Origin of the sequence: Pseudoclavibacter sp. RFBI5, assembly GCF_002931395.1 — a bacterium.
GTDB lineage: Bacteria > Actinomycetota > Actinomycetes > Actinomycetales > Microbacteriaceae > Pseudoclavibacter.
The window spans coordinates 223,870-247,507 of the sequence record NZ_PSYA01000002.1 but is presented as its reverse complement, the minus strand read 5'-3'; the positions used below and the strand labels follow the sequence as shown (position 1 = coordinate 247,507).

Genomic DNA, 23,638 nt, shown 5'->3' with positions numbered 1-23,638 from the left:
GCGCAGCCGATGACGCAGACCCAGGCGACCTCGCCCGAGGCCCCGGCCGACGACCGGCGGCTCACCCCGCGGATCCTCCTGCGGGCCGTGTCGATCGGCGAGGCCATCACGTGGGCCCTGCTGCTCACTGGCATGTTCCTGAAGTACGTGACGCAGACCACCGATGTCCTCGTGTCGGTCGGCGGCTCGCTGCACGGCGCCATGTTCATGGTCTACCTCGTCGTCACGGCGTTCGTCGGCATCAACCAGCGCTGGCCGTGGTGGATGTTCGGGCTCGGCTGGTTCGCCGCCATCCCGCCGTTCGCGACGCTCGTCTACGACTGGTGGGCAGAACGGCGCGGTGCGCTCGAGGGCGGCTGGCGCGAGGCCCCGTCGAAGGGCCTATCGCTGCAGCGCATCGTGCGCTGGTTCGTCGACCGCCCCATCACCATGAGCGCGGCCGTCATCGTCCTGGCCGTGGTCATCCTCACGGGCTCCCTCAGCGGTGCCCTCGTCGGCCCCACCGGCGCCCACTAGAACCACTACTCGCCCGTCGGGAGCAGCCGACCGTCAACGCCAAGCGACACGAAGAGGGCGGATGCACGCGCATCCGCCCTCTTCGCTCGTCTCGGCCCGGGGGCCTCTGGCCTAGCGGCCGAAGAAGATCTTCGCCTGGTCCCAGCGATCCTGCGGCACGGTCTTGAGGCCGTCGAGCGCCTCCTCGAAGGCGACCGTCTGCATCTCGGTACCGCGGAGGGCGACCATGTTGCCCCACTGCTTCGTGTTGACCATGTCGACGGCGTACTGACCGAAGCGGGTCGCGAGCACGCGGTCGAACCCGGTCGGGGCGCCGCCGCGCTGGATGTGGCCGAGCGTCGTGTTGCGGGTCTCGATGCCCGTGAGCTTCTCGAGCTCAGCGGTGACGTAGTCGCCGACGCCGCCGAGCAGCGGACGCCCGGAGACCTCGGTGCCCTGCGACAGCACCTCGTCCATACCCTCGGGGATGAAGCCCTCGGCGACGACGACGAGCGGCGAACGCCCACGCTGGTGGACCTCGGAGACCCACTCGGCGACCTGCGTCATGGGCACCTTCTGCTCCGGGATGAGCACGGCGTGAGCGCCAGCGGCCATACCCGAGTGCAGGGCGATCCACCCGACGTTGCGACCCATGACCTCGGCGACCATGACGCGGTGGTGCGACTCGCCGGTCGTGCGGAGGCGGTCCATGGCGTCGGTCGCGATCTGCACGGCCGTGTCGAAGCCGAACGTGTAGTCGGTGGCCTGGAGGTCGTTGTCGATCGTCTTCGGCACGCCGACGACGGGGATGCCGGCGTCAGCGAGGCGCTTGGCTCCCGCGAGCGTGCCCTCTCCGCCGATCGCGATGAGCGCATCCACCGAGTGACGCTCCAGCATCACGGCGATGTTCTCCGGGCCGCCGTTCGGCCCGTCGAAGGGGTTGGTGCGGGACGTGCCGAGGATCGTGCCACCCTGCTTCGCGAGGCCGCGGACCTTGGTGCGAGGGAGGTCCATGATGTCGCCCTCGGTGACACCGCGCCAGCCGTCGCGGAAGCCCACGAACTCGTTGTCGTAGGTCTTGATGCCGTGGAGCACGCTGCCGCGAATGACAGCGTTGAGTCCGGGGCAGTCGCCGCCGCTGGTCAGCAGTCCGATCTTCATGCGTTCGCTCTCCTCTGGGTGTGGCAAATCTCGCAAACAGCCATCACGGTCGAGTAGCCCACCCCACGGAAACGAGTTCAGTGCAGAAGCGGATTCCTGCGTTGGAAGACGGCTCGACAGCGACAGTACCGGGTCCGGGTGGCTTGCGCGATTTCGGAGACCGGTCGAAGGCGGCGCAGCGCGCGCCGTCGGCTAGGCCGTGGCCTTGCCGACCATGCGCAGCGCGAGGATGATCGCGCCCACCATGAGCACGGCTCCGACGGCCGACGTGACGGTGCTGCCGGCGTCGAACGCGTGGAACGCCGAGTCGAGGAGCGTCTGCGCCTGAGCGGTCATGCCGCCGGCCTCGAGCTCGTTCGAGACGTTCACGGCGCCGGCGAGGGTCTCGCGAGCGGCATGCGCCTGCTCGGCCGTCGCCCCCTCCGGGACGACCATCCCGGAGCGGTAGCTCGCGGTGAGCACGCCGCCGAGGACGCTCGTGCCGAGCACCGCGCCCACCTCGTAGGCCGTCTCGGAGACGGCGGATGCTGCCCCGGCCTTGGCGGGCGGGACACTCGCGATGATGACGTCGTTGGAGAGGGTCTCGGCGATCGCGATGCCGGCCGCGAGGAGCGTGAATGCTGCGACGAGCATCCACAGCGGGGCGGAGCCGCCCGTGATCGCCAGCGAGAGGTAGGCGAGGAACGCGAGCCCCAGGCCGAACGCCATGGCGATGTGCACCTTCACGCGGCGCACGACACGCACGATGAGGAGCCCGGCGACGATCATCGTGACGGTTCCGGGGAGCAGCATGAGGCCAGCCTGCAGGGGCGTGAGGCCGAGGATGAGCTGCAGGTGCTGCGACAGGAAGAAGAGGAGCCCGACCAGCGCGACGACGCTCACGAGGTTCACGAGCACGGAGCCCGTGAAGGCGGGCACCGCGAAGAGGCGCATGTCGAGGATCGGGTTCTCCTGCTTCAGCAGGCGACGCACGAACAGCCAGCCGGAGAGGACGCCGATGAGGAGCGCGCCGACCGAGATGAGGTCGATGCCGTCGGTCGCCGTGTGCTTGATCGCGAAGACGATGGGCGCGAGGGCCGCCATGGAGAGGAGGATCGCGGGAACGTCGATGGGGCCCGGGTTCGGGTCGCGCGACTCGGTGACGAGCAGCGGAGCGAAGATCAGGAGCGGCAGGAGGAACGGGACGGCGATGAGGAAGACGGAGCCCCAGTGGAAGTGCTCGAGGAGCACGCCGCCGACGATCGGGCCGATGGCCGTGCCCGCCGAGAAACCGGTCGCCCAGACGGCGATGGCGAGGCGGCGCTGGGCGCGGTCGTGGAACATGCCGCGCAGCAGCGAGAGCGTGCAGGGCATGATCATCGCGCCGAAGAAGCCGAGGAGGAGCCGCGAGATGAGCAGCATCTCGGCGGAGACGGAGAAGGCTGCGAGCACGGAGACGAGCGCGAAGCCCGTCGAGCCGATGAGGAGCAGCTTCCGGCGTCCGATGCGGTCGCCGAAGGAGCCCATCGTGACGAGCAGACCCGCGAGGACAAGCGGGTAGATGTCGATGATCCAGAGCTGCATCGCGGCGCTCGGCTGGAGGTCGAGGGCGATGTACGGGAGGGCGAAGCTCAGGACCGTGTTGTCGATCGACACGAGGAGGACGGGGAGCATCAGCACCGCGAGGCCGAGCCATTCCTTCCGGCCCGCGCGCTGTTCGATCATTGTGGTCATGAAAGAGGACTATACCGACCAGACGGTACAGTTGGCAACTGTAGGATGGCGGCCATGAGTTCAGCTAGAGACCGGATCCTGGACGCCTACGAGGAGTCGCTGACCACCGTGGGTGTCGCCGCGACCACCCTCGACGTGGTCGCCCGCATCGCTGGAGTCTCCAAGGGCGGGCTCATCTACCACTTCCCCTCCAAGGAGGCACTGGCGGACGCCCTCATCGAGCGCTTCACGGGCATGGCGCGCGCCAGCGCAGAACAGCTCCAGGGCGACGCGGCGTCGACCGTCCGGCACTTCATCGAGATGAGCAGCTCCGTCGGCGACGAGCTCGACACGGCCTGGCTCGCCGCGATGAACCTCTCCCGCAACGGCAACCAGAGCGCGACGCGCGCCATCCTCGAACTCGAGCGTTCCTGGCACGACGCGATCCTCGAGTCGACCGGCAGCCCCCTCGTCGCCCACATGACCAAGCTCCTCGGCGACGGCCTCTACCACTCGAGCTCGTTCGTCACCGAGTCGCGCGAGAGCCTGCCGGAGGCCGCGAAGCTCCTGCCGAGCGACGAGGAACGCGAGGAGATCATCCGCACCCTCCTCGACCTGCTCGACGACTAGCCGCCATCCGACTGGCCAGCTTGCGGGACCACGCGCGCCAACACGGCACGGCCAGCGCCGCGCACCCGCATCCATCCCGGAAGTTGGTCACCGGTCACGCAGGGCACGAGCGGGCAGCGGGCGCCCTGAGCGCAGGACGTGACCAGCATCCGTGCACTATCGGGCCGACGCGGGCATCACGCCTCAGATCTGCCGCATATCGCACTCATGTTGGTCAGGGCTGCCGCGAGCGCCCGGCGTCCTGCCAGCCGCCGCGACTCAGCGCGGGGGCGGGCAACTGGAGGTGCGCGGAATGAGCGTCGGCATCGCGCGCCGGATGACGGACCCGATCCCTGGCGTCAGCAGCAGCTCGAGCGCCGTCGTGGCGATCTGGTCGAACGATGTGCGCACGGAGGTCAGCGGCACGGGCAGAGCCTCGGCGAGGGGGACGTCGTTGTAGCCGACGAGCGCGAGGTCGGTGCCGATCTGCAGACCGTGTCGGTGCGAGGCCGCCATGACCCCGAGTGCGAGGTTGTCGTTGGCGGCGAAGATCGCGGTCGGGGGCGTCTCGGTCGCGGCGAGGATGCGCTCGGCCGCGGCCGCACCGTGCTCGATGCGGAAGCCGTCGCCCGCGATGCGATGCGGCGGGATCTCGATGCCGGCCTCGCGCGCCGCCCGCAGGGCGCCCGCCAGGCGGTCACGCGCACTCGAGGTGAAGTCGGGACCCGTCACGAGCGCGATGTCGCGGTGGCCGAGGTCGACGAGGTGGCGCACGGCGAGATACCCGCCGACCTCGTCGTCCCCCAGCGACGAGGGGCTGACGCCGTCGGTGCGCAGCACGAGGGCGAGCGGGATGCCGGACTCCTGCAACGACTGGGGAAAGCTGTCGACGCGGCGAGACGAGGCGATGATGAGCGCGTCCACGTTGCGGTCGAGCAGCACCTGGGCCGCGCGCTGCTCACCCTCGGCGTCGTCCCCCGTGGTGGCCACGACGGCGACGTAGCCCCTCGCGGCAGCGGCACGCTCGATAGCCTCGTACATGAGCGCCATGACGGTGTCGCTGAGGCGCGGCACCAGCACGCCGATCGTGCTCGTCGAGCCGCGGCGGAGCTGGGATGCGAAGACGTTGCGCCGGTAGCCGAGCTCGTTCGCGATCTCGCGGACCCGCACGGCGGTCGCCGACTGCGACTGCGCGGTGCGCTCGTCCAGGATGCGACTCACGGTGGAGATGCTGACGCCGGCCTCGGCCGCGACTTCCTTGAGGGTCACGACTCGTCGCTCGCCCGCTCCGGGGGCAACGGCACTGTCGTTTCGCCTCATGCGGAGGAGTGTATCCCGGCCCTCGACGCCTGCCCGGCAGGAATCTCCAGACTCGACCCTTGACATCGGGAACGTTTGCATGAAGACTTGCAATCGTTCCTGCAAACGTTTGCATCAGCCCGAGAGGGCAGCGGCGAGCAGGACCCACCACCTCAACGATGAGCAAAGGAAGACAAGATGTCGATCGACCTCCGCGGCCTCTCCCCCGCCCCCGTCACCCCCTTCACCGAGGACGGAGCCGTCGACTACGACGCCATCCAGCGCCTCGGCTCCTGGCTCGGCTCCGTCGACGGCGTCAAGAGCCTCGTCGTCCTCGGCCACGCCGGCGAAGGCACCTTCCTCACCCAGTCCGAGCAGGCGAAGGTCATCGCCGCCTTCCGCGAATCGGTCGACTCGCGCATCCCGATCGTCGCCGGCATCACCCAGGAGGGCAACGCCGTCGCCGCCGAGGAAGCGAAGCGCGCAGTGGATGCGGGTGCATCCGCCGGCCTCGTCTACCCGTCCCACGGGTGGCTGCGCTTCGGCTACCAGGACGGCGCACCGCAGACGCGCTACCGCGACATCTACGAGGAGAGCGGACTGCCGCTGATCCTCTTCCAGTACCCCGACAACACCAAGGCCAGCTACAACCTCGACACCCAGCTCGAGATCGCCGGCCAGGAGGGCGTGTTCGCGACGAAGAACGGCGTGCGCAACATGCGCCGGTGGTACACGGAGATCCCTGCGCTGCGCGCCGCATACCCGGAGCTGCAGATCCTCTCCTGCCACGACGAGTACCTGCTCCCGACCATGTTCGACGTCGACGGCCTGCTCGTCGGCTACGGCAACATCGCCCCTGAGGCGCTCGTCGAGCTCATCGAGGCAGGCAAGGCGCACGACTACGACCGGGCGCACGAGATCCACGAGCGCCTCCTGCCCGTCACGAAGAACGTCTACCACCGCGGCTCCCACATGGAGGGAACCGTCGCGCTGAAGTGGGGCCTCGTGCACCGCGGCATCCTCGACCACGCCACGGTCCGCACCCCGCTGCTGCCCCTCGCCGACGGCGCGGACCGCGAGATCGCCGAGGCATTCGCCATCGCCGGACTCGACCGCGTGACGGTCGCCTCCTAGCAGGGAGGGGCAGCGACAACAGGGTCGCTGCCCCTACGCTTGGCGTCGACTGCTGCAAGCTCGACGACACACGCCGCCCAGACGCGGCACCGGAAGCACGGGTTCGCGAACCCGTGCGACCCCCAAGTCAATGACGACTTCGCGGCCGGATGCACCCCATCCATCGGCCGCACTCCACGAAGGAGACCCCCATGGGCGACACCCGCCTCCACTCGACGCCGGGCACCGGCCACGCGCGAGTCTCGACCGAAGCAGTCCGCACCATCGTCGAATCCCGCCGAACTCGGCGCCGCTTCTGGCAGCAGCTGGCCCTCATCGGCCCCGCCTTCGTCGCGGGCGCCTGGCAGTTCGGCCCAGGCAACCTCACCACGGCAGTGCAGGCCGGAAGCTCCTACCAGTACACGCTCATCTGGGTCATCGCCGTCTCGACGGTGCTCATGATCTTCCTCACCGACATGAGCGTGCGACTCGGCATCAAGTCGCCGGTCTCCCTCATCGCCTCCATCAAGGACCACCTCGGGAAGCCCCTCGGAGTCGTCGCGGGCGTCGGCGTGTTCCTCATCACACTGTGCTTCTCGGTCGGCAACGCCGTCGGCTCCGGGCTCGGCCTCTCCATGCTCGTCGACGGCTCGTCGCCCGTCATGTGGACCCTCATCTGCACCCTCGGCGTCGCGGCGGTGCTGTTCATCCGCAGCATCTACAACGTCATCGAGAAGGTGCTCATCGCCATCGTCGCGCTCATGGCGATCTGCTTCGTCGTGAGCGCGTTCGTCGTGAACCCCGACTGGTCGGCGGCTGGCCGCGGGCTCATCCCCACGGCGCCAGAAGGCTCATGGCTGCTCATCGTCGCGCTCGTCGGCACGAACTTCTCCATCAACGCCGCCTTCTACACCTCCTACGGCACGAAGGAACGCGGCCGGAAGGAAGAGGACTACCGCGACGTGACGATCGTCGACACCATTCCGGGCATCATCGCCCCTGGCATCATGACGGGGCTCGTCATCATCGTCGCGGCCGGCGCCCTGGGGAAGACCTCCGAGACGGCGACCTCCATCACCAGCCTTGCCGCCATCTTCGAACCCCTAGCCGGCCCCATCGGCGGCTTCATCTTCGCGCTCGGATTCGCGGGGGCGGCGTTCTCCTCCATGATCCCGAACGCGATCGCCGGCGGCACGATGCTCTCCGACGCGTTCGGCCGCGGCGCATCCGCCAACACCCTCACGGCACGACTCACGAGCGGCTTCATCCTCGCGTTCGGGCTCGGCGTCACGCTCATCTTCCAGACCTCGCCGGTCGAGCTCATCGTGCTCGCGCAGGCCCTCACGATCCTGGTCGCTCCCATCCTGGCCGCGCTCATCATCATCATGGCGAACCGCCGATCGCTCATGGGCGAGATGCGCAACAGGTGGTGGCAGAACGCGTTCGGCATCATCGGCCTCGCCGCCGTGCTCGCCCTCTCCGTTCGGCTCCTCCTGAGCTTCCTCGCCGGGTAGCTCTTCCGGTGGCCGTTGGCCAGGGTCCGTGCGCGGCGGCAAGCTGCGCGAGGGCCCTGGCCAACTTCCGTGACCAGACCGATCGGTGCTCGCCGGGGCCCGGCATCGTCCTGGGCGAGCAGGCGCATCCATCACGGAAGTCGGACAGCACCGGTCGTCCCGGGCGCCCTCCTAGGATGACGGCATGGTGAGCTTCGCCGACAAACCCATCCACGACTTCACGATCGAGCAGTGGGAGGCGTTCCTCGCGGCCGGCCCCGACGACGGCGGCGTCCGATTGAAGCTGCGCAAGAAGCTCTCGAATGCGCCGGGCATCACCTGGCAGGAAGCCCTCGACGTGGCCCTCTGCTACGGGTGGATCGACGGCCAGTCGGCGCGATTCGACGACGACTACATGCTGCAGGCGTTCACGCCGCGGCGGAAGAACAGCCCGTGGTCGCAGATCAACGTCGGGCACGTGGCCCGCCTCATCGACGAGGGACGGATGCAGCCTGCCGGCCACGCGGAGATCGCTCGCGCGAAGGCGGACGGCCGCTGGGACGCCGCCTATCGGGTCAAGGATGCGGTCGTCCCCGCCGACTTGCAGGCGGCGCTCGACGCGAACCCAGAGGCGCTGGCCTTCTTCGAAGCGATGAAGAAACAGGCCCGCTTCCAGGTGATCTTCCGCATCACGGCCATCAAGACACCCGCGATCCGCGCCGCCCGCATCCAGGATGTCGTCGAGAAGGCCGCACGCGGCGAGCACCACTACAAGTAGGCGCCCCACCTGCGCGTCTTCCGCCTGCGTGCACGTCTCCCTGGCGCAGACATGCGAAAAATGCATGCTCCCGACGTCGAGAGCATGCATTTTTCGCATGTTTGCCGCGCGTACAGGGCAGGCAAGAGGCGGGTGGATGCGCCCGGCGAGCGGGCGCATCCACTTGGCTTAGCGGAGCACGCGCTCCGAGATGAACGCGCGCAGCGCCTGCTCGTCGTCGTCGAGCTCGACGACCCGCTGCGGGGCGTCGAGGAGGGCCTGCGTCTCCGCATCCACATCGACGGCCGAGCCGAGGGCCTCCGAGATGGTGTCGGCGAACTTCTGCGGCTTCGCGGTCTCGAGCACCAGCATGGGCACGCCGTCCTCGAGGTGCTCGCGCGCGACCTTCACGCCGTCGGCCGTGTGCGGGTCGATGGTGACACCGGATGCGTCGTGCACGCTGCGGATCGTCGCGAGACGGTCGGCATGCGTGCTCGTTCCGCTGACGATGCCGAAGAGCGGCTCGAACGTGTGCTGCGCGACGGAGAGGTCGATCTCGCCGGTCTCGGCGAGCTCGCTCCAGGCGGCAGCTGTGCGGCCGCCGTCGCGACCGAGGAGCTCGAACACGAACCGCTCGAGGTTCGACGCGCGCGACACATCCATCGACGGGCTCGACGTGGCGAGGGTGTTCTCGGCGTTGCGCGGGCGGTAGAAGCCCGTGCGGAAGAACTCGTCGAGCACGTTGTTCTCGTTGACGGCGAGCACGAGCTTGCGGACCGGCAGGCCCATGAGCTTCGCGTACAGACCCGAGAGGATGTTGCCGAAGTTGCCGGACGGCACCGCGAACGAGACCTCGAAGCCGTCGCGCTCATCCGCCGACAGCTCGTCGGTCGCACGCAGCCACGCCCACACGTAGTACGCGATCTGGGCGGAGATGCGGCCGAAGTTGATGGAGTTGACGGCGCCGATGTTGTTGCCGCGCTTGAAGTCGATGTCCTCGGCGAGGCGCTTCACGAGGTTCTGGCAGTCGTCGAAGACGCCCTTCACGGCGATGTTGTGCACGTTCTCGTCCTGCAGCGAGTACATCTGCGCGCGCTGGAACGCGCTCATGCGGCCCTGCGGCGAGAGCATGAAGACCGAGACGCGCTCGCGGCCGCGCAGCGCGTGCTCCGCGGCGGACCCGGTGTCGCCAGAGGTGGCACCGAGCACGTTGAGCACCCGGTCGCGCTTGCCGAGCACGTAGTCGAGCGTCTGCCCGAGGTACTGCATCGCCATGTCCTTGAACGCGAGGGTCGGCCCCTCGGACAGGCCGACGAGCGTGAGCTGCGCATCCAGCTTCTGCAGCGGAACGACGTCCTCTGATGCGAAGCGGCCCTCCCCGTAGGCGTGCGCGGTGAGCTGCTCGAGGTCCTCGCGCGGGATGTCGGTCGCGAAGAGGCCGAGCACCGCCGTCGCCAGCCCGGCGTAGTCGAGCGAGCGCCAGCCCTCGAGGTCCTCGTTCGTGAAGTGCGGCAGCAGCTCCGGCACGGCGAGTCCGCCATTCGGGGCGAGGCCCTCGAGAAGAACGTCGGAGTAGGAACCGAGCGTGCCGCCACGGGTAGAGATGTATTGCAAGTTCACTCGCCTCAGTCGTCGTGTTTCACCGGGAATGTGCGCCCCCATCGTATCGGGGCGGCTCAGTCGCGGGAGGTGCCCTTGACTTCCGGCGTCTGCCGACCAGCCTGAACCTCGAGCGCCGTGGTCTCGTCGACCAGCTCAGCGCGGCGCTTGCCGGCGGAGCCCACCGCGAACCGGTACGCGAGCAGCAGCAGGGCCAGCCACACCGCGCCGACGATGAGCGCGACGCGGGTGCTCTCGAACCAGCCGAGCACGCCGAGCACGAACACGAGGAAGCCGAGGGTCGCCCACGACGCGAACGGCCACAGCGGCACAGGGAACTCGGATGCGCTGCGCCCTCCGCGCGCGATGTCGCGCTTCATGGCGATGTGCGAGCAGACGATCATGATCCACACCCACACCGTCGCGAAGGTCGCGATGGAGGCGATCACGAGGAAGACGTCCTCGGGGATGACGGCGTTCATCCACGCGCCGACCGCGAGCGCCGCGACCATGAGCGCCACCGTCGCCCATGGCACGCCGTTTCCGGAGACGCGGAGGAACACGCGCGGCGCCTGCCCCTGCTCGGCGAGACCGAAGATCATGCGGCCAGCGCCGAACACGTCTGAGTTGATGGCCGAGAGGGCCGCCGTGATGACGACGAAGTTCAGGATGTGCGGGGCCGCGGGGATCCCGAGGCCATCGAAGATCGACACGAACGGGCTCGCGTCACCCGTGATCGTGTTCCACGGCGCGAGCATCATGATGACGGCGAGCGCGCCCACGTAGAAGAGGAGGATGCGCAGCGGCACGCTGTTGATGGCCTTCGGGATGACGCGCTTCGGGTCCTGCGCCTCGCCGGCCGTGATGCCGATGATCTCGATGCCGCCGAACGCGAAGACCACGATCGCGAACGACGCGATGACGCCCTCGATGCCCATGGGGAAGAAGCCGCCCGTCGCCGGGTTGAAGAGCGCCCCGATGCCAGACGCATCCGGTGACTGGTTGCCGAAGCCGAAGATGATGATCGCGATGCCGCCGGCGATCATGGCGATGATGGCCGTGACCTTCACGAGCGCGAGCCAGAACTCGAGCTCGCCGAACGCGCGCACCCCGAGCAGGTTGATGGCGGCGATGAAGAGGATGACGGCGACGATCCACACCCAGCGGGCGACATCCGGGTACCAGAAACCCATGTACACGCCGAACGCGGTGACGTCGGCGATCGCGACGACGATCATCTCGAACGCGTACGTCCAGCCCGTGATGAACCCCCAGCGTGCGCCGAGGTAGCGGTTCGCGAACTGCCCGAACGAGCCCGTCACGGGGTGGCGCACCGTCATCTCGCCGAGCGCCCGCATCACCATGAAGACGGCGGCGCCCGCGATCATGTAGGCGAGCAGGACCGCCGGACCCGCGGCCTGGATCGCGGCGGAGGACCCGTAGAAGAGGCCGGTTCCGATGGCCGAGCCGAGCGCCATGAAGCGGATGTGCCGCGCCGTGAGCGCCCGCGCGAGCGGCCGCTTCGGGGTCGCCCCTGATTCGATGCCGTCGTTCTCGACCGTGTTCATGCGCAGCTCGTGTCTCTCGTCGCTCGGTGGCGCATCCACCCGACCGTCTTCTGCGCCGGCGCGCCACCTGCGGAATCGTAGCCCCTCGGCGCCCCATCGTCGGCGCTGGGCCCACGCTGGAGCGATACCAGGAACCCGCCGAGAATCCGGGGAGGTCACCCGCGAATGACGTCCAGCGCACGGCCCGTTGCCCTAGGTTGGCGTCAAGCATCTGCCCCGCTCGAGTGGGGCGTCGAGGAGGACACCATGCCAGAGACACTTCCGCTGCCCGATTCGCCCCGCCAGGGCGTGGAGCGCTTCGAGCTGAGCGCCGTTCCACTTGCCGTCGCGCGCTACGACAACGTCAGCATGCGCGAGCTACGGACGCTCTTCGACACGACCTTCCAGGCGATGGCTGCAGCGATCGGCGCCGACAAGGTGCATCCCTCCGGCCCCGCCCTCGCGGTCTACCACGGCGACCCATCGCAGACGTTCGACGTCGAGATCGGCTTCCCGGTCGTCGAGCCGATCCGCGAGAAGACGCTCGTCGGCGACGTGACGATCCAGAACTCCACCCTCCCGGCGGGAGCCGCGGCCGGTGCGTCGCACCTCGGATCATTCGACGGCCTTGGCGAATCGTGGGGTCGACTCATCCAGGATCTCCGCGACTCAGGCGACGAGCCCGGCTCCATGGTGGAGATCTACGTCACCGAGCCGAGCCCCGACATGAACCCGGACGACCTGCGCACCGACCTCATCGTGTCGCTCGCCCCGCGCGGGTAGGCACGCAGCCGGGCCGCGCGCGCACAGACCCCACAGACCCCACAGACCTGAGCCTCCCGCACCCACCCGGCGGCAAGCAGGGTGCGCAAGCCCAATGTCTGCGCCAACAGGGCAAAGCACGCCCACACACCTGGGCCTCCCGCACCCACCCGGCGGCAAGCAGGTGCGCAACCCCAACGTCTGCGCCGAGAAAACGAAGCACACCCACAGACCTCACAGACCTCACAGACCTGGGCCTCCCGCACCCACCCCGCGGCAAGCGGATGCGCAACCCCAACATCTGCGCCAACAAGGCAAAGCACGCGCCCAGACCTGAGCCTCCCGCACCCACCCGGCGGTACGCAGGTGCGCAACCCCGACGTCTGCGCCGAGAAGACGAAGCACGCGCCCAGGCCTGGGCCTCCCGCACTCACCCGGCGGCAAGCAGGTGCGCAACCCCAACATCTGCGCCGACAACACGAAGCACGCCCACAGACCCCACAGACCTGGGCCTCCCGCACCCACCCCGCGGCAAGCAGATGCGCAACCCCAACATCTGCGCCAACAAGGCGAGGCCCGCCCACAAACCCCACAGACCTCACAGACCTCACAGACCTCATAGACCTGAGCCTCCCGCACCCACCCGGCGCCAAGCAGGTGCGCAACCCCAACATCTGCGCCAAGAAGGCAAAGCACGCGCCCAGACCTGCGCCTCCCGCACCCACCCGGCGGTAATCAGGTGCGCAACCCCAACATCTGCGCCAAGAAGGCGAAGCACGCGCCCAGACCTGGGCCTCCCGCACCCACCCGGCCGCAAGCAGGTGCGCAACCCCAACGTCTGCGCTGAGAAGACGAAGCACACCGACAGGGCAAAGCACGCCCACAGACCTCACAGACCTGGGACCCGCGCACCCACCAGACGGCAACTAGATGCGCAGCCCCGACGTCTGCGCCTTAGACGCGACCTGCGCCCTGCGACGGGAGCACCTCGAAGGTCGCGGGCTCAGCGAACCCGGCCGCGGCGAAGGCCTCGTGGATGCTGCGCGAGACCTCGGCGAGATCGCCGCGTTCCACGAGCGCGATCGCCGCTCCCCCGAAGCCGCCGCCCGTCATGCGCGAGCCGATGGCTCCCGCAGCGACGGCCGTCGATACAGCGAGGTCGAGCTCGGGCACGGAGATCTCGAAATCGTCGCGCATCGATGCGTGCGACTCGGCGAGCAGCAGGCCGATGCTGCGCGGGCCGCTGTCGCCGAGCGCAGCGACGACAGCAAGCACCCTCGCGTTCTCGGTCACGATGTGCCGCACCCGACGGAACGTCTCGTCGTCCAGCACCCGCTCGGCGCGCTCGAGGTCGCCGACCGTCACGTCGCGCAGCGAGGCGACGCCGAGCCCCGCCGCACCCTTCTCGCACGACGCGCGCCGCTCCGTGTAGCCGCCGCTCGCGTGGGAGTGCTCGACACGGGTGTCGATGACCAGCAGCGCGAGGCCCTGCGCCTCGAACGCCAGCGGCACGATCCTCGACTCGAGCGAACGGCAGTCGAGCAGCACGCCGGAGTCGCGCTGGCCGAGGAGCACCGCCGACTGGTCCATGATGCCCGTCGGCGCACCGACGGCCTCGTTCTCCGCGAGGCGTCCCACTCGAGCGAGCGTCCGCCGGTCGAGCCCGAGGCCCCACAGCTCATCGATCGCGACCGCCACAGCCCCCTCGAGGGCAGCGGATGAGGACAGACCAGCCCCAAGGGGTACATCCGACTCGATGTGCAGGTCGAGGCCGCGCACCTCGCTGAGGTCGGCGCCCAGCTCGCCAGCCGCCCAGATGACGCCGAGCGCGTACGCGGACCAGCCGCCGAGCGCATCCGGTGCCAGCTCGTCGATGGCGATCTCCTCGACGCCCTCGCGCAGGCCGCTCGAGACGCGGACGAGTCGGTCGTCGCGCAGCCTCGCCGCGACCACCGTGTGCCGGTCGATCGCGAATGGGAAGACGAAGCCCTCGTTGTAGTCGGTGTGCTCCCCGATGAGGTTCACGCGGCCGGGCGACGACCAGAGGCCGTCCGGCGCCCCATCGTGGATGCGCGCGAACGCCTCGGCGGCCGTCCTCGCGAGCTCCGGCCGGGTCACGCTGCGTCCACCTTCCCGAGCGCCGCGCGCAGGAGGCCTGCCGTGGCTTCGGGTGGGACGTCGCCGATGAAGGCGCCCATCGCCGACTCCGAGCCGGCGAGGAACTTGAGCTTGTCCTCCGCGCGTCGCGGCGAGGTGATCTGCAGCATGAGCCGGATGTCGTCCCGATGCGAGTTGACTGGCGCCTGATGCCAGGCGGCGATGTAGGGGGTCGGGGTGTCGTAGATCGCGTCGATGGCGCGGAGCACGCGGCGATACTCGCGGGCGATCTCATCACGCTCCTCCGCCGTCGTCTCGGCGAGGTCGGCGACGTGGCGATGCGGAAGCATGTGCACCTCGAGCGGCCAGCGCGCGGCGAACGGCACGAAGAACGTGACGTGCTCGCCGCGCAGCAGGACCCGGTCGGAGGCCTGCTCGAAGTCGAGGATGTCCTGGAACAGCGTCGGTCCGTACGTCTCGATCGAGCGGATGAGGGCGCTCGTGCGCGGCGTGATGTACGGGTAGGAGTAGATCTGGCCGTGCGGGTGGTGCAGCGTCACCCCGATGTCCTTGCCGCGGTTCTCGAAGGGGAACACCTGCTGCACGCCGGGCAGCTGCGAGAGCGCCGTCGTGCGGTCGGCCCAGGCCTCGACGACCGTGCGGGCGCGCGAGAGGGAGAGCGATGCGAAGGATCCCTCCGACTCCGGGCTGAAGCAGACGACCTCGCAGCGACCGATGGATGGCTTCCTGCGGCCGAGGCCCACGGAGGCGAGCTCCTCGAGCTGCACCTCGGCGTCGGCGTCGTCTCCGCCCAGCGCCGGTCCGAACGAGGGCGACTTGTTCTCGAAGACGGCGACGTCGTAGTTGCTCGGCACCTCGGTGAGGTTGGCGGGCGTGGACGGCGCGAGGGGGTCGAGGTGCTTGGGGGGCAGCATGACGCGGTTCTGCCTGGCCGCAGCGATCGAGATCCACTCACCGGTGAGCGGGTCCTGACGCATTTCGGCGACCGGTGGGCGGTCCGCGGGCACCCGGCTGTCGAGGGCGCGCTCGGGGTCGAGCGTCGTGTCGGCGTCGTCGAAGTAGATGAGCTCGCGACCGTCGGAGAGCAGCGTCGGACGCTTGACGATGTTGTTGGTGAGGGAAGGCACGCTCCGATTACGCCACTTTCGTTTTCGAAAGTCAAGTGCCTTTCGCTTGCGAAGGCGTAAGCTGGATCCCGTGGTGAACATCGAGACGACCCCAGAGGGCCCCGCGCACACACGCAGAGCCGAGCTCGTCGAACTTGTGAAGCGTACCGGCTTCGCCAGGGTCGCCGACCTGAGCCGAGAACTCGGAGTCTCCGAGGTGACCGTGCGCTCGGACCTCACCGCGCTCGAGCGCGACGGAGTGCTGGGCCGCGTGCACGGCGGCGCGATCTACGGGCACGGGCCGGCCGGCCTCGAGACCTCGTTCGAGACGGCGCAGCAGAGCGCCGCCGACGAGAAGCGCCGCATCGGCATCGCCGCGGCCGCGCTCGTGACCAGCGGCTCGAGCGTGCTCCTCGACGTCGGCACCACCACGACGGCCGTGGCGGAGGCGCTCCTCGCCCGGGAAGACCTCGACGACGTCGTCATCATCACGAACGGCCTCTCCATCGCGCTCGCCCTCGAGTCGGCCATCCCCCGCTTCACGGTGGTCGTGACCGGAGGCACCCTCCGCCCACTGCAGCACTCGCTCGTCGCGCCGTACGCATCCGCCATGTTGGAGCGCATCCACACCGACCTCGCGATCATCGGCTGCACTGGCGTGCAGGTCGCGGCCGGCGTCACCAACGTGAACCTGCCGGAGTCGGAGCTCAAACGGGCCATGCTCCACGCCGCGGACCGCTCGGTCGTCGTCGCCGACGCCAGCAAGCTCGGCCGCGCCCACGTCGGCGTCATCGGCGGGCTCGCCGAGTTCGCGAGCATCATCACCGGCACCGAGGCCGCCGCCGCCGACGTCGCGGCGCTTCGAGCGGCCGGCAGCGACGTGCAGCAGGTCTAGCAGCCGCGCTCAGCCGGCCGAGCGCCTCGGCGAGTGTCCAACACCAGTGCGATTTCGGCGGTGTCCGACGCTCAAACGCCAGAACGCAGCGAAATCGCACTCATGTTGGTCAGCAGAGCTACTGCCCGGCGGGCACCGCGAGCGCAGGGGCCGGATGCACGTCGACGGCGACGACGCTGCCCGGCTCGAGCGCACCCGTGTCGCGGCTCCGCATGTGCGCCCGCAGGAGCGTGCCGTCCGCGAGCCGCGCCTGGACGACGACGTGGGCCCCGAGGAATCCGGTCGAGACGACCCGCGCGAGCGCCTCACCGGCTGGCAACGCGTCGTCGGCATCGACGCCTGTCGATGCGCTCGGACCGCCCACGGACACCTCGGCGCTCACGGTACCCGAGGCTCCCGACTCGTCCGCCGCGAGCCGGGAATCGGCCACCGCGAACGACACGTGCTCCGGCCGGAGCAGCACTTCGACGGCGCCCTCGGCGCTGCCCGCGAGCAGCGGCACCCGCTGCCCGAGCACCGTCGCGACTCCGCCCTCCGCGCTGGCCCGCACGCGCGAGTGGTGGCCGATGAAGTCGGCGACGAACGCGTTCTCGGGCGTCGAGTAGATGGCCTCGGGCTCGCCGAGCTGCTCGATGATGCCGCCGCGCATGACGGCGACCCGGTCGGCGACGGCGAGCGCCTCCTCCTGGTCGTGCGTGACGAAGACGGTCGTGATGCCCACCTCGAGCTGGATGCGGCGGATCTCGTCACGCAGCTGCACGCGCACCTTCGCATCCAGCGCGGAGAGGGGCTCGTCGAGGAGCAGCACCTTCGGCTGCACGGCGAGCGCGCGTGCGAGCGCGACTCGCTGCTGCTGACCCCCGGAGAGCTCGTTGGGGTACCGCTCGCCGAAGCCGCCGAGCCCGACGAGCTCGAGGTACTCGGGCACACGCGTGTTGCGCTCCTTCGCGGAGATTCCGCGGCGGAGGCTGAGGGGGAACGCGACGTTCTGCGCCACGGTCAGGTGCGGGAACAGCGAGTACGACTGGAACACCATGGCCATGTCGCGCTTCGAGGCTGGCACGTTCGCGACGTCGCGGCCGCCGACGAGGATCTCGCCCTCGTCGATGTCCTCGAGTCCCGCGAGCGCGCGCAGAGCGGTGGTCTTCCCGCATCCGCTGGGCCCGAGGAGGGCGACCATCTCGCCGGGCTTGATGCTCAGGTCGAGTCCGCGCAGTGCCACGGTCTGGCCGAAGCGTCGCGTGACGCCGCGCAGCTCGACGCCGACGGCCGCCTGGGAGTGCGTGGTGGAGGTGGATGCGTCGGTGCCGCCAGGGGAGGCGACTTCAGGGAGGGTGCTGGTCATGGGCGTGCCTTTCGGGTCGTGCGCTCCCTGCGCCCCGCGAGCAGGTCGAGGGCGATGAGCAGGATCGTGGTGACGCCGAGCGCGAGGAGCGACATGACGGCGGCGATCTGCCCGTCGGAGAGGTTGATCTGGAAGAGGGCGGTCTGCAGGTTGTCGCGGGCGAGGAAGCGGGCGACGGTGAACTCGCCGAGCACGACCGCGATGGTGACGAAGCTCGCCGAGATGAGCGCGGTGCGGATGTTCGGCAGGATCACGCGCACGATGATGACGGGCCACGACGCCCCGAACGAGCGGGCGGCCTCGGTGAGGGTCTTCAGGTCGATCGACCGGAGGCCGGCGTCGATCGAGCGGTAGGCGAACGGCAGCACCAGCACGACGTAGGCGAACGCGAGCCACACGGTGTTCGACCCGAGGGGCGTGGAGGCGAGGAAGCGGTAGATCGGTGCGAGTCCGACGACGAGCACGACGGCGGGGATGGTGAGCGGCAGCAGGCAGATGAACTCGACCGCCCGGTCCATGGCGGGCACCTTGAGCCGCACCCACACCATGGTGGGCACGAGCAGCACGAGCATGATGGCGACGGTGAGGGCGCACATGATGAGCGAGTTCGTGAGCCCGGACCAGAGCACGTCGAGGGTCGAGTACTCGCCCGTGTTGCCCGCGAAGACGCGCTTCCAGGCGTCGAAGCTGACCTCCCCCGTGAGCGGGAAGCGGATGGAGAACTCGAAGAGGCTCACGAGCGGCACGAGCAGCGCGACGGTCGTGAGGGTGAGCACCGCGATGCGGAAGGCCTGCTGGCGGCGGCGGGCCCGCTCGACGAGGCCACGGCGGCGCGGACGCGCAGGGGCGGATGTTGCGAGCTGCGTCATCGGGACAACCACCTTGCGCTGCGCTTCTGCAGGAGCGCGTAGAGCGACATGACGATGGCGACGACCACGATCATCCCGAGCGCGAGGGCCTGCGCGTAGGACTCGAGCCCCGCCGTGTTCTCGTTGCGCAGCGCCGCCTCGATCTCCATGGGCACGATGATCGTCTGCTGCGAGATGAGGGCGGCCGCCGTCGCGAAGGCGGAGAAGGAGTTCGCGAACAGCAGGAGCACGGAGCCGAGGAAGCTCGGCGCGAGCAGCGGGCCGGCGACGCGGAACCAGTACACGAGCGAGCTGCCGCCGAGCATGACGGTCGCGTCGCGCCATTCCCGGCGGATGCCGTCCACTGCCGGCAGGAAAACGATGACCATGAGCGGCACCTGGAAGTAGAGGTAGACGGCGACGAGGCCTGGGACGCTCGACAGGAAGCCGGAGTCGACCTGGAAGCCGGCCGCTCCCTGCAGGAAGCGCGTGAGCATCCCGTTCGTGCCGATCGTCGCGACGAACGCGAACGCGAGCATGACGCCGCCGAACTGCGCGAGCACCGAGTTGAACGCCGTGAAGACGCGGCGACCGAGGCTGTTCGGCGGGCTCGTGGAGAGGGCGTACGCGACGACGGCGCCGATGACGGCGCCCAGCACCGCGGTGACGACCGACAGCCACGTCGATGTCCAGAAGATCGTGATGGAGGCGGGAGAGAGGAGCCGCTCGAATCCGCTCGTCGTGAAGACGCCCTGTCTGGTGAAGAACGCGCCGATGGCGACGAGTACCGTCGGCAGCAGCAGGAAGATGCCCGTGTAGAGGAGGAAGGGGGCGACACCGAAGAGCGACGTCCGCGACGCCGCCTTGGATGCGCCCGACGGGCGGCGCCCGGGCGCGTCAGGCGTGGCTGCGAGTGCAGCGCCTGACGGCTCGGTCGCCGCCGCGAGGGGTGCGGTTGCGGTCATCAGGAGATCGTCGAGTCCCAGTTCTCGGCGAGGAACGCGTTCGCGGTCTCGGCCTCTTCCGAGGTGGGCGTCACGGGCGCGCCCTCGACCTCGGGGAGGCTCTCGAGCGCGGTCTGGTCGACCGTGCCCTCGGCTTCCATCCAGTCGAACAGGACCGGCATGGCGCCGCCGGCGAGCCAGATGTTCTGCACCTCCGGCGAGTACAGGTACTCCATCCAGAGGCGAGCGGCGGCGGGGTTCGGGGCGTCGACGTTGATGGCCTGGTTGTAGTACGCGGCGATCTCGCCGCCCTTCGGCACGAAGGTCGCCCACTCGACGCCCTTCGCCTCGAGGCGCTCGACGGTCGAGAGCTGGTTGTAGCTCCAGTCGAAGACGACACCGTGCTCGCCGGCGTCGACGGTGCCGGCTGTGACGTCCTTCAGGTTGAGGGTGCCAGCCTCCTTGAGCTTCGCGAAGTAGTCGAGGCCCGGCTGCAGGTCGGCGAAGTCTCCGCCGACCGCGTTGTTCGCCGAGAGGAAGCCGTTGAACGCCGCGCCGGCCTCTGCGGGCTTGCCGTTGAGGGCGACGGAGTTCGCGAACTTCGCGTCGGTGAGCTGGTCGATCGAGGTGATCTCGCCGTACTTGGTGGCGTTGTAGCCGACCGACATGATGCCCGTGTAGTCGTTCACCCAGAGGCCGGTGGCCTCCTTGTTGGCGTCGGGGATGTGCTCCCAGTTCTCGACCTGGTACGGCGCGAAGTAGTCGGTGGATGCGAGGGCGACGTTCGCTCCGAGGTCGAAGACGTCCGGCGCCTGGTCGGTTCCCTTGTTGGCGTCGGCCGCCGCGATCTCCTCCTGCGAGGAGGCGTCGGGCAGGATCGAGTTGACGGTGATGCCGTACTTCTCGGTGAAGCCGGCCTTGATCTCGCCGTAGTTCGCCCAGTCGTCGGGCAGCGCGATGACGTTGATGGTGCCTTCGGCCTTCGCGGCTTCGACGAGCGCATCCATGCTGCCGAAGTCGTCGAGGCTCGTCGCGGTCGCCGCAGCGGCGGTGTCGCCGGTCTCACCCGTCGCGGGGCTCTGCGAGCACGCGGTCAGGGCAAGTGCCGCGAGGGCGAGGGTCGCCACAATTGAAAGTCGCTTGTTCATGCGAAGTCGATGTCCTTCTCGGAATCCTGGTGGGGCCGGAAGCCGAGAGGCCAGCCGGCGCAACCCTGCCGACTGGCTGGGCGGACACAGGCCACCACGCCAGCGTGAACACCAGCGGTCACCGGATGAACGCCGACGGACGCGCATCTGAACAGCCCATTCGCGCGCATCCGCCGCCCATCGCGCGGCCGCCCGCGAACGCCGTAGACTCGTCCGGTGCGGACACGCCCCGACTTCTCCGCATCGCGCCGCCAGAAGGAGCCTCGCCAGTGAGCAGCCAGACCACAACCCCGTCTTCCGAAGCAGTTGGCCCGGACACCGTCGACAACGCGAAGGCGACTCCCGAGAAGGAGCAGCCGTACGGCGCCCTCGGGCTGAAGCCGGACGAGTACGACAAGATCCGCGAGATCCTCGGCCGCCGCCCCACCTCGGGCGAGCTGGCCATGTACTCGGTCATGTGGTCGGAGCACTGCTCCTACAAGTCCTCGAAGAACTACCTGCGCCAGTTCGGCCAGAAGGTCTCCGAGGAGATGAAGAAGAACCTCATGGTCGGCATGGGCGAGAACGCCGGCGTCATCGACGCTGGCGAGGGCTGGGCGGTGACCTTCAAGGTCGAGTCGCACAACCACCCCTCCTACATCGAGCCGTTCCAGGGCGCCGCGACCGGCGTCGGCGGCATCGTCCGCGACATCATCTCCATGGGTGCCCGCCCCGTCGCGGTCATGGATGCGCTCCGCTTCGGCGCGATCGACGAGGCCGACACGGCACGGGTCGTGCACGGCGTCACGAGCGGCATCTCCTTCTACGGCAACTGCCTCGGCCTGCCGAACATCGGCGGCGAGACCTGGTTCGACAGCGTGTACCAGGCGAACCCGCTCGTCAACGCGCTCGCGGTCGGAGTGCTCCGCCACGAGGACCTCCACCTCGCGAACGCCCGCGGCGCCGGCAACAAGGTCGTGCTCTTCGGCGCGCGTACGGGCGGCGACGGCATCGGCGGCGCATCCATCCTCGCGTCCGACTCGTTCGACGAGAAGGGCCCCACGAAGCGCCCGGCCGTCCAGGTCGGTGACCCCTTCGCCGAGAAGGTGCTCATCGAGTGCTGCCTCGAGCTGTTCCGCGAGAAGGTCGTCGAGGGCATCCAGGACCTCGGAGCCGCAGGCATCTCCTGCGCGACGAGCGAGCTCGCGGCGGCAGGCGACGGCGGCATGTACATCGAGCTCGACAAGGTGCTGCTGCGCGACCCGAACCTGACGGCCGAGGAGATCCTCATGTCGGAGAGCCAGGAGCGCATGATGGCGGTCGTCGCTCCCGACAAGCTCGACGCGTTCATGGCGATCGTCGACAAGTGGGACGTCGAGACGAGCGTGCTCGGCGAGGTCACCGACACCGGCCGCCTCGTCATCAACTGGCGCGGCGTGGAGATCGTGAACGTCGACCCGCGCACCGTCGCGATCGACGGGCCCGTCTACGACCGTCCCGTCGCCTACCCGAGCTGGATCGACGCGCTCCAGGCCGACTCCGCATCCGCGCTCCCCCGCCCCCAGTCGGGTGAGGAGCTCCGCGAGCAGGTGCTCGCCCTCATCTCGTCGGCGAACCTCGCCAACCCCGAGTGGATCACGCAGCAGTACGACAGCTACGTGCTCGGCAACACCGCCTTCGGCACCCCGGAGGACGCCGGCATGGTGCGCATCGACGAGGAGTCGGGGCTCGGCTTCGCCATCAGCCTCGACGCCAACGGCCGCTACGCGCAGCTCGACCCCTCTGCCGGGGCCAAGCTGGCGCTCGCCGAGGCGTACCGCAACGTCGCCGCCACGGGCGCACGCCCCGCCGCCGTCTCCGACTGCCTCAACTTCGGCAGCCCTGAGAACCCAGAGGTCATGTGGCAGTTCGCGCAGGCCGTCGAGGGACTCGCGGATGGCTGCCTCGAACTCGGCATCCCGGTCACGGGCGGCAACGTGTCGTTCTACAACCAGACGGGCGACGTGCCCATCCACCCGACCCCCGTCGTCGCCGTGCTCGGCCTCATCGATGACGTCGCACGCCGCGTTCCGTCGGGCTGGCAGGAGGAGGGCGACAACCTCTACCTCCTCGGCACGACCCTCGAGGAGCTCTCCGGCTCCAGCTGGGCCGACGTCGTGCACGGCCACCTCGGTGGCCTCCCCCCGCAGGTCGACCTCGAGCGCGAGAAGGCGCTCGCCGACCTCGTCATCGGCGCGGGCCAGCAGGGCCTCCTCACCTCGGCGCACGACCTCTCCGAGGGTGGCCTCGCGGCAGCGATCGTCGAGGCGTCGACACGCTTCGGCGTCGGCGCGCGCATCGTGCTCGACGGCCTCATGCGCAAGGAGGGCGTGGATGCCGCTACCGCGCTGTTCAGCGAGTCGGCCGGGCGCATCCTCGTCTCCGTCCCGCACGACGACGACGTGCGCTTCCAGGCCATGTGCGAGGCGCGTGACTTCCCCGTCACCCGCGTCGGCGTGAGCGACGGCATGGGTGCCGACGCGAAGCTCGAAGTCCAGGGCCTCTTCGAGTTCACGCTCGCCGAGCTCTCCGAGGCGCGCGGCGCGACGCTGCCGAAGCGCTTCGGCGACGTCGTCGGACCGAACTCCGCGCCGATCTCCGCAGCCATCACGGCGGCGGCTTCGTCGGCGGCCGTCTCGTCGGCGCCAGCCTCGTCGGCGAACTAAGCGCCGCACCTCTTGAGTCTCGG

The 23,638-nt window shown here is 69.3% G+C and carries 19 protein-coding genes; 8 read left to right on the top strand and 11 right to left on the bottom strand.

Features of this window, described 5'->3' with window-relative positions; all coding sequences use genetic code 11:
* Positions 1-9: 9 nt before the first annotated feature.
* On the top strand, positions 10-516 hold the full coding sequence (locus C5E06_RS01800; protein WP_146081272.1) for a DUF3817 domain-containing protein: 507 nt from the start codon (positions 10-12) through the stop codon (positions 514-516).
* A 111-nt stretch (positions 517-627) separates the two neighbouring features.
* Here C5E06_RS01800 and C5E06_RS01795 read toward each other — a convergent pair whose 3' ends face one another.
* Together C5E06_RS01795 and C5E06_RS01790 are read right to left on the bottom strand one after the other, a co-directional pair.
* Positions 628-1,656 carry an ATP-dependent 6-phosphofructokinase gene (locus C5E06_RS01795; protein WP_104305810.1) on the bottom strand — a complete coding sequence of 343 codons (1,029 nt, stop codon included), beginning with the start codon at positions 1,654-1,656 and terminating at the stop codon, positions 628-630.
* A 192-nt stretch (positions 1,657-1,848) separates the two neighbouring features.
* Positions 1,849-3,369, bottom strand: a complete 1,521-nt coding sequence (locus C5E06_RS01790; protein WP_181062855.1) for an MFS transporter — start codon at positions 3,367-3,369, stop codon at positions 1,849-1,851.
* Between the two features lie 54 nt (positions 3,370-3,423).
* Between C5E06_RS01790 and C5E06_RS19120 the strand changes: the two genes are divergently transcribed.
* Positions 3,424-3,978 (top strand): TetR/AcrR family transcriptional regulator, encoded by a 555-nt coding sequence (locus tag C5E06_RS19120; RefSeq protein ID WP_104305809.1) that lies wholly within the window; start codon positions 3,424-3,426, stop codon positions 3,976-3,978.
* Between the two features lie 258 nt (positions 3,979-4,236).
* Here the strand turns inward: C5E06_RS19120 and C5E06_RS01780 are convergent, their stop codons facing one another.
* Positions 4,237-5,277: a LacI family DNA-binding transcriptional regulator gene (locus C5E06_RS01780; protein ID WP_104305808.1), complete on the bottom strand. Its 1,041-nt coding sequence runs from the start codon at positions 5,275-5,277 to the stop codon at positions 4,237-4,239.
* Positions 5,278-5,454: 177 nt separating this feature from the next.
* Here C5E06_RS01780 and C5E06_RS01775 point away from each other — a divergent pair, with 177 nt between their 5' ends.
* The 3 genes from C5E06_RS01775 (at position 5,455) to C5E06_RS01765 (ending at position 8,640) form a co-directional block, all read left to right on the top strand.
* The gene (locus tag C5E06_RS01775; protein ID WP_104305807.1) at positions 5,455-6,390 is read left to right on the top strand and encodes a dihydrodipicolinate synthase family protein; all 936 of its coding nucleotides are present in this window, start codon (positions 5,455-5,457) and stop codon (positions 6,388-6,390) included.
* A gap of 191 nt (positions 6,391-6,581) precedes the next feature.
* On the top strand, positions 6,582-7,883 hold the full coding sequence (locus tag C5E06_RS01770; protein ID WP_104305806.1) for an Nramp family divalent metal transporter: 1,302 nt from the start codon (positions 6,582-6,584) through the stop codon (positions 7,881-7,883).
* Between the two features lie 184 nt (positions 7,884-8,067).
* Positions 8,068-8,640 (top strand): YdeI family protein, encoded by a 573-nt coding sequence (locus C5E06_RS01765; RefSeq protein ID WP_104305805.1) that lies wholly within the window; start codon positions 8,068-8,070, stop codon positions 8,638-8,640.
* A gap of 168 nt (positions 8,641-8,808) precedes the next feature.
* Here the strand turns inward: C5E06_RS01765 and thrC are convergent, their stop codons facing one another.
* Positions 8,809-10,233 (bottom strand): threonine synthase, encoded by a 1,425-nt coding sequence (gene thrC, locus C5E06_RS01760; protein ID WP_104240239.1) that lies wholly within the window; start codon positions 10,231-10,233, stop codon positions 8,809-8,811.
* A 62-nt stretch (positions 10,234-10,295) separates the two neighbouring features.
* Positions 10,296-11,786 carry an amino acid permease gene (locus C5E06_RS01755; RefSeq protein WP_104305804.1) on the bottom strand — a complete coding sequence of 497 codons (1,491 nt, stop codon included), beginning with the start codon at positions 11,784-11,786 and terminating at the stop codon, positions 10,296-10,298.
* Between the two features lie 246 nt (positions 11,787-12,032).
* On the opposite strand from C5E06_RS01755, the gene C5E06_RS01750 reads away from it, so the two are divergent.
* The gene (locus C5E06_RS01750; RefSeq protein ID WP_181059575.1) at positions 12,033-12,548 is read left to right on the top strand and encodes a GyrI-like domain-containing protein; all 516 of its coding nucleotides are present in this window, start codon (positions 12,033-12,035) and stop codon (positions 12,546-12,548) included.
* A 933-nt stretch (positions 12,549-13,481) separates the two neighbouring features.
* Here the strand turns inward: C5E06_RS01750 and galK are convergent.
* Together galK and galT are read right to left on the bottom strand one after the other, a co-directional pair.
* On the bottom strand, positions 13,482-14,645 hold the full coding sequence (gene galK / locus C5E06_RS01745; protein ID WP_104305802.1) for a galactokinase: 1,164 nt from the start codon (positions 14,643-14,645) through the stop codon (positions 13,482-13,484).
* Positions 14,642-15,772 carry a galactose-1-phosphate uridylyltransferase gene (gene galT, locus C5E06_RS01740; RefSeq protein ID WP_258067460.1) on the bottom strand — a complete coding sequence of 377 codons (1,131 nt, stop codon included), beginning with the start codon at positions 15,770-15,772 and terminating at the stop codon, positions 14,642-14,644. Before galT ends, galK begins: the two co-directional genes overlap by 4 nt.
* A 70-nt stretch (positions 15,773-15,842) precedes the next feature.
* On the opposite strand from galT, the gene C5E06_RS01735 reads away from it, so the two are divergent.
* Positions 15,843-16,646, top strand: a complete 804-nt coding sequence (locus C5E06_RS01735) for a DeoR/GlpR family DNA-binding transcription regulator (protein WP_258067459.1) — start codon at positions 15,843-15,845, stop codon at positions 16,644-16,646.
* 118 nt (positions 16,647-16,764) lie between these two features.
* Here C5E06_RS01735 and C5E06_RS01730 read toward each other — a convergent pair whose 3' ends face one another.
* From C5E06_RS01730 to C5E06_RS01715, 4 genes are read right to left on the bottom strand one after another with little or no spacing between them, the layout of a single operon-like run.
* Positions 16,765-17,991: an ABC transporter ATP-binding protein gene (locus tag C5E06_RS01730; protein WP_104305801.1), complete on the bottom strand. Its 1,227-nt coding sequence runs from the start codon at positions 17,989-17,991 to the stop codon at positions 16,765-16,767.
* Entirely contained in the window at positions 17,988-18,860 is an 873-nt protein-coding gene (locus C5E06_RS01725; RefSeq protein ID WP_104240134.1) for an ABC transporter permease, read from the bottom strand. Before C5E06_RS01725 ends, C5E06_RS01730 begins: the two co-directional genes overlap by 4 nt.
* Complete coding sequence (locus tag C5E06_RS01720; RefSeq protein WP_104305800.1) at positions 18,857-19,804, bottom strand: ABC transporter permease subunit; 948 nt, start codon at positions 19,802-19,804, stop codon at positions 18,857-18,859. Before C5E06_RS01720 ends, C5E06_RS01725 begins: the two co-directional genes overlap by 4 nt.
* A complete protein-coding gene (locus C5E06_RS01715) occupies positions 19,804-20,931 on the bottom strand; it encodes an ABC transporter substrate-binding protein (protein WP_104305799.1) in 1,128 nt (375 codons plus the stop codon). The genes C5E06_RS01720 and C5E06_RS01715 overlap by 1 nt, the downstream gene beginning before the upstream one ends.
* 269 nt (positions 20,932-21,200) lie before the next feature.
* Here C5E06_RS01715 and purL point away from each other — a divergent pair, with 269 nt between their 5' ends.
* Positions 21,201-23,615 (top strand): phosphoribosylformylglycinamidine synthase subunit PurL, encoded by a 2,415-nt coding sequence (purL, locus tag C5E06_RS01710; RefSeq protein ID WP_258067458.1) that lies wholly within the window; start codon positions 21,201-21,203, stop codon positions 23,613-23,615.
* Positions 23,616-23,638 lie beyond the last annotated feature (23 nt).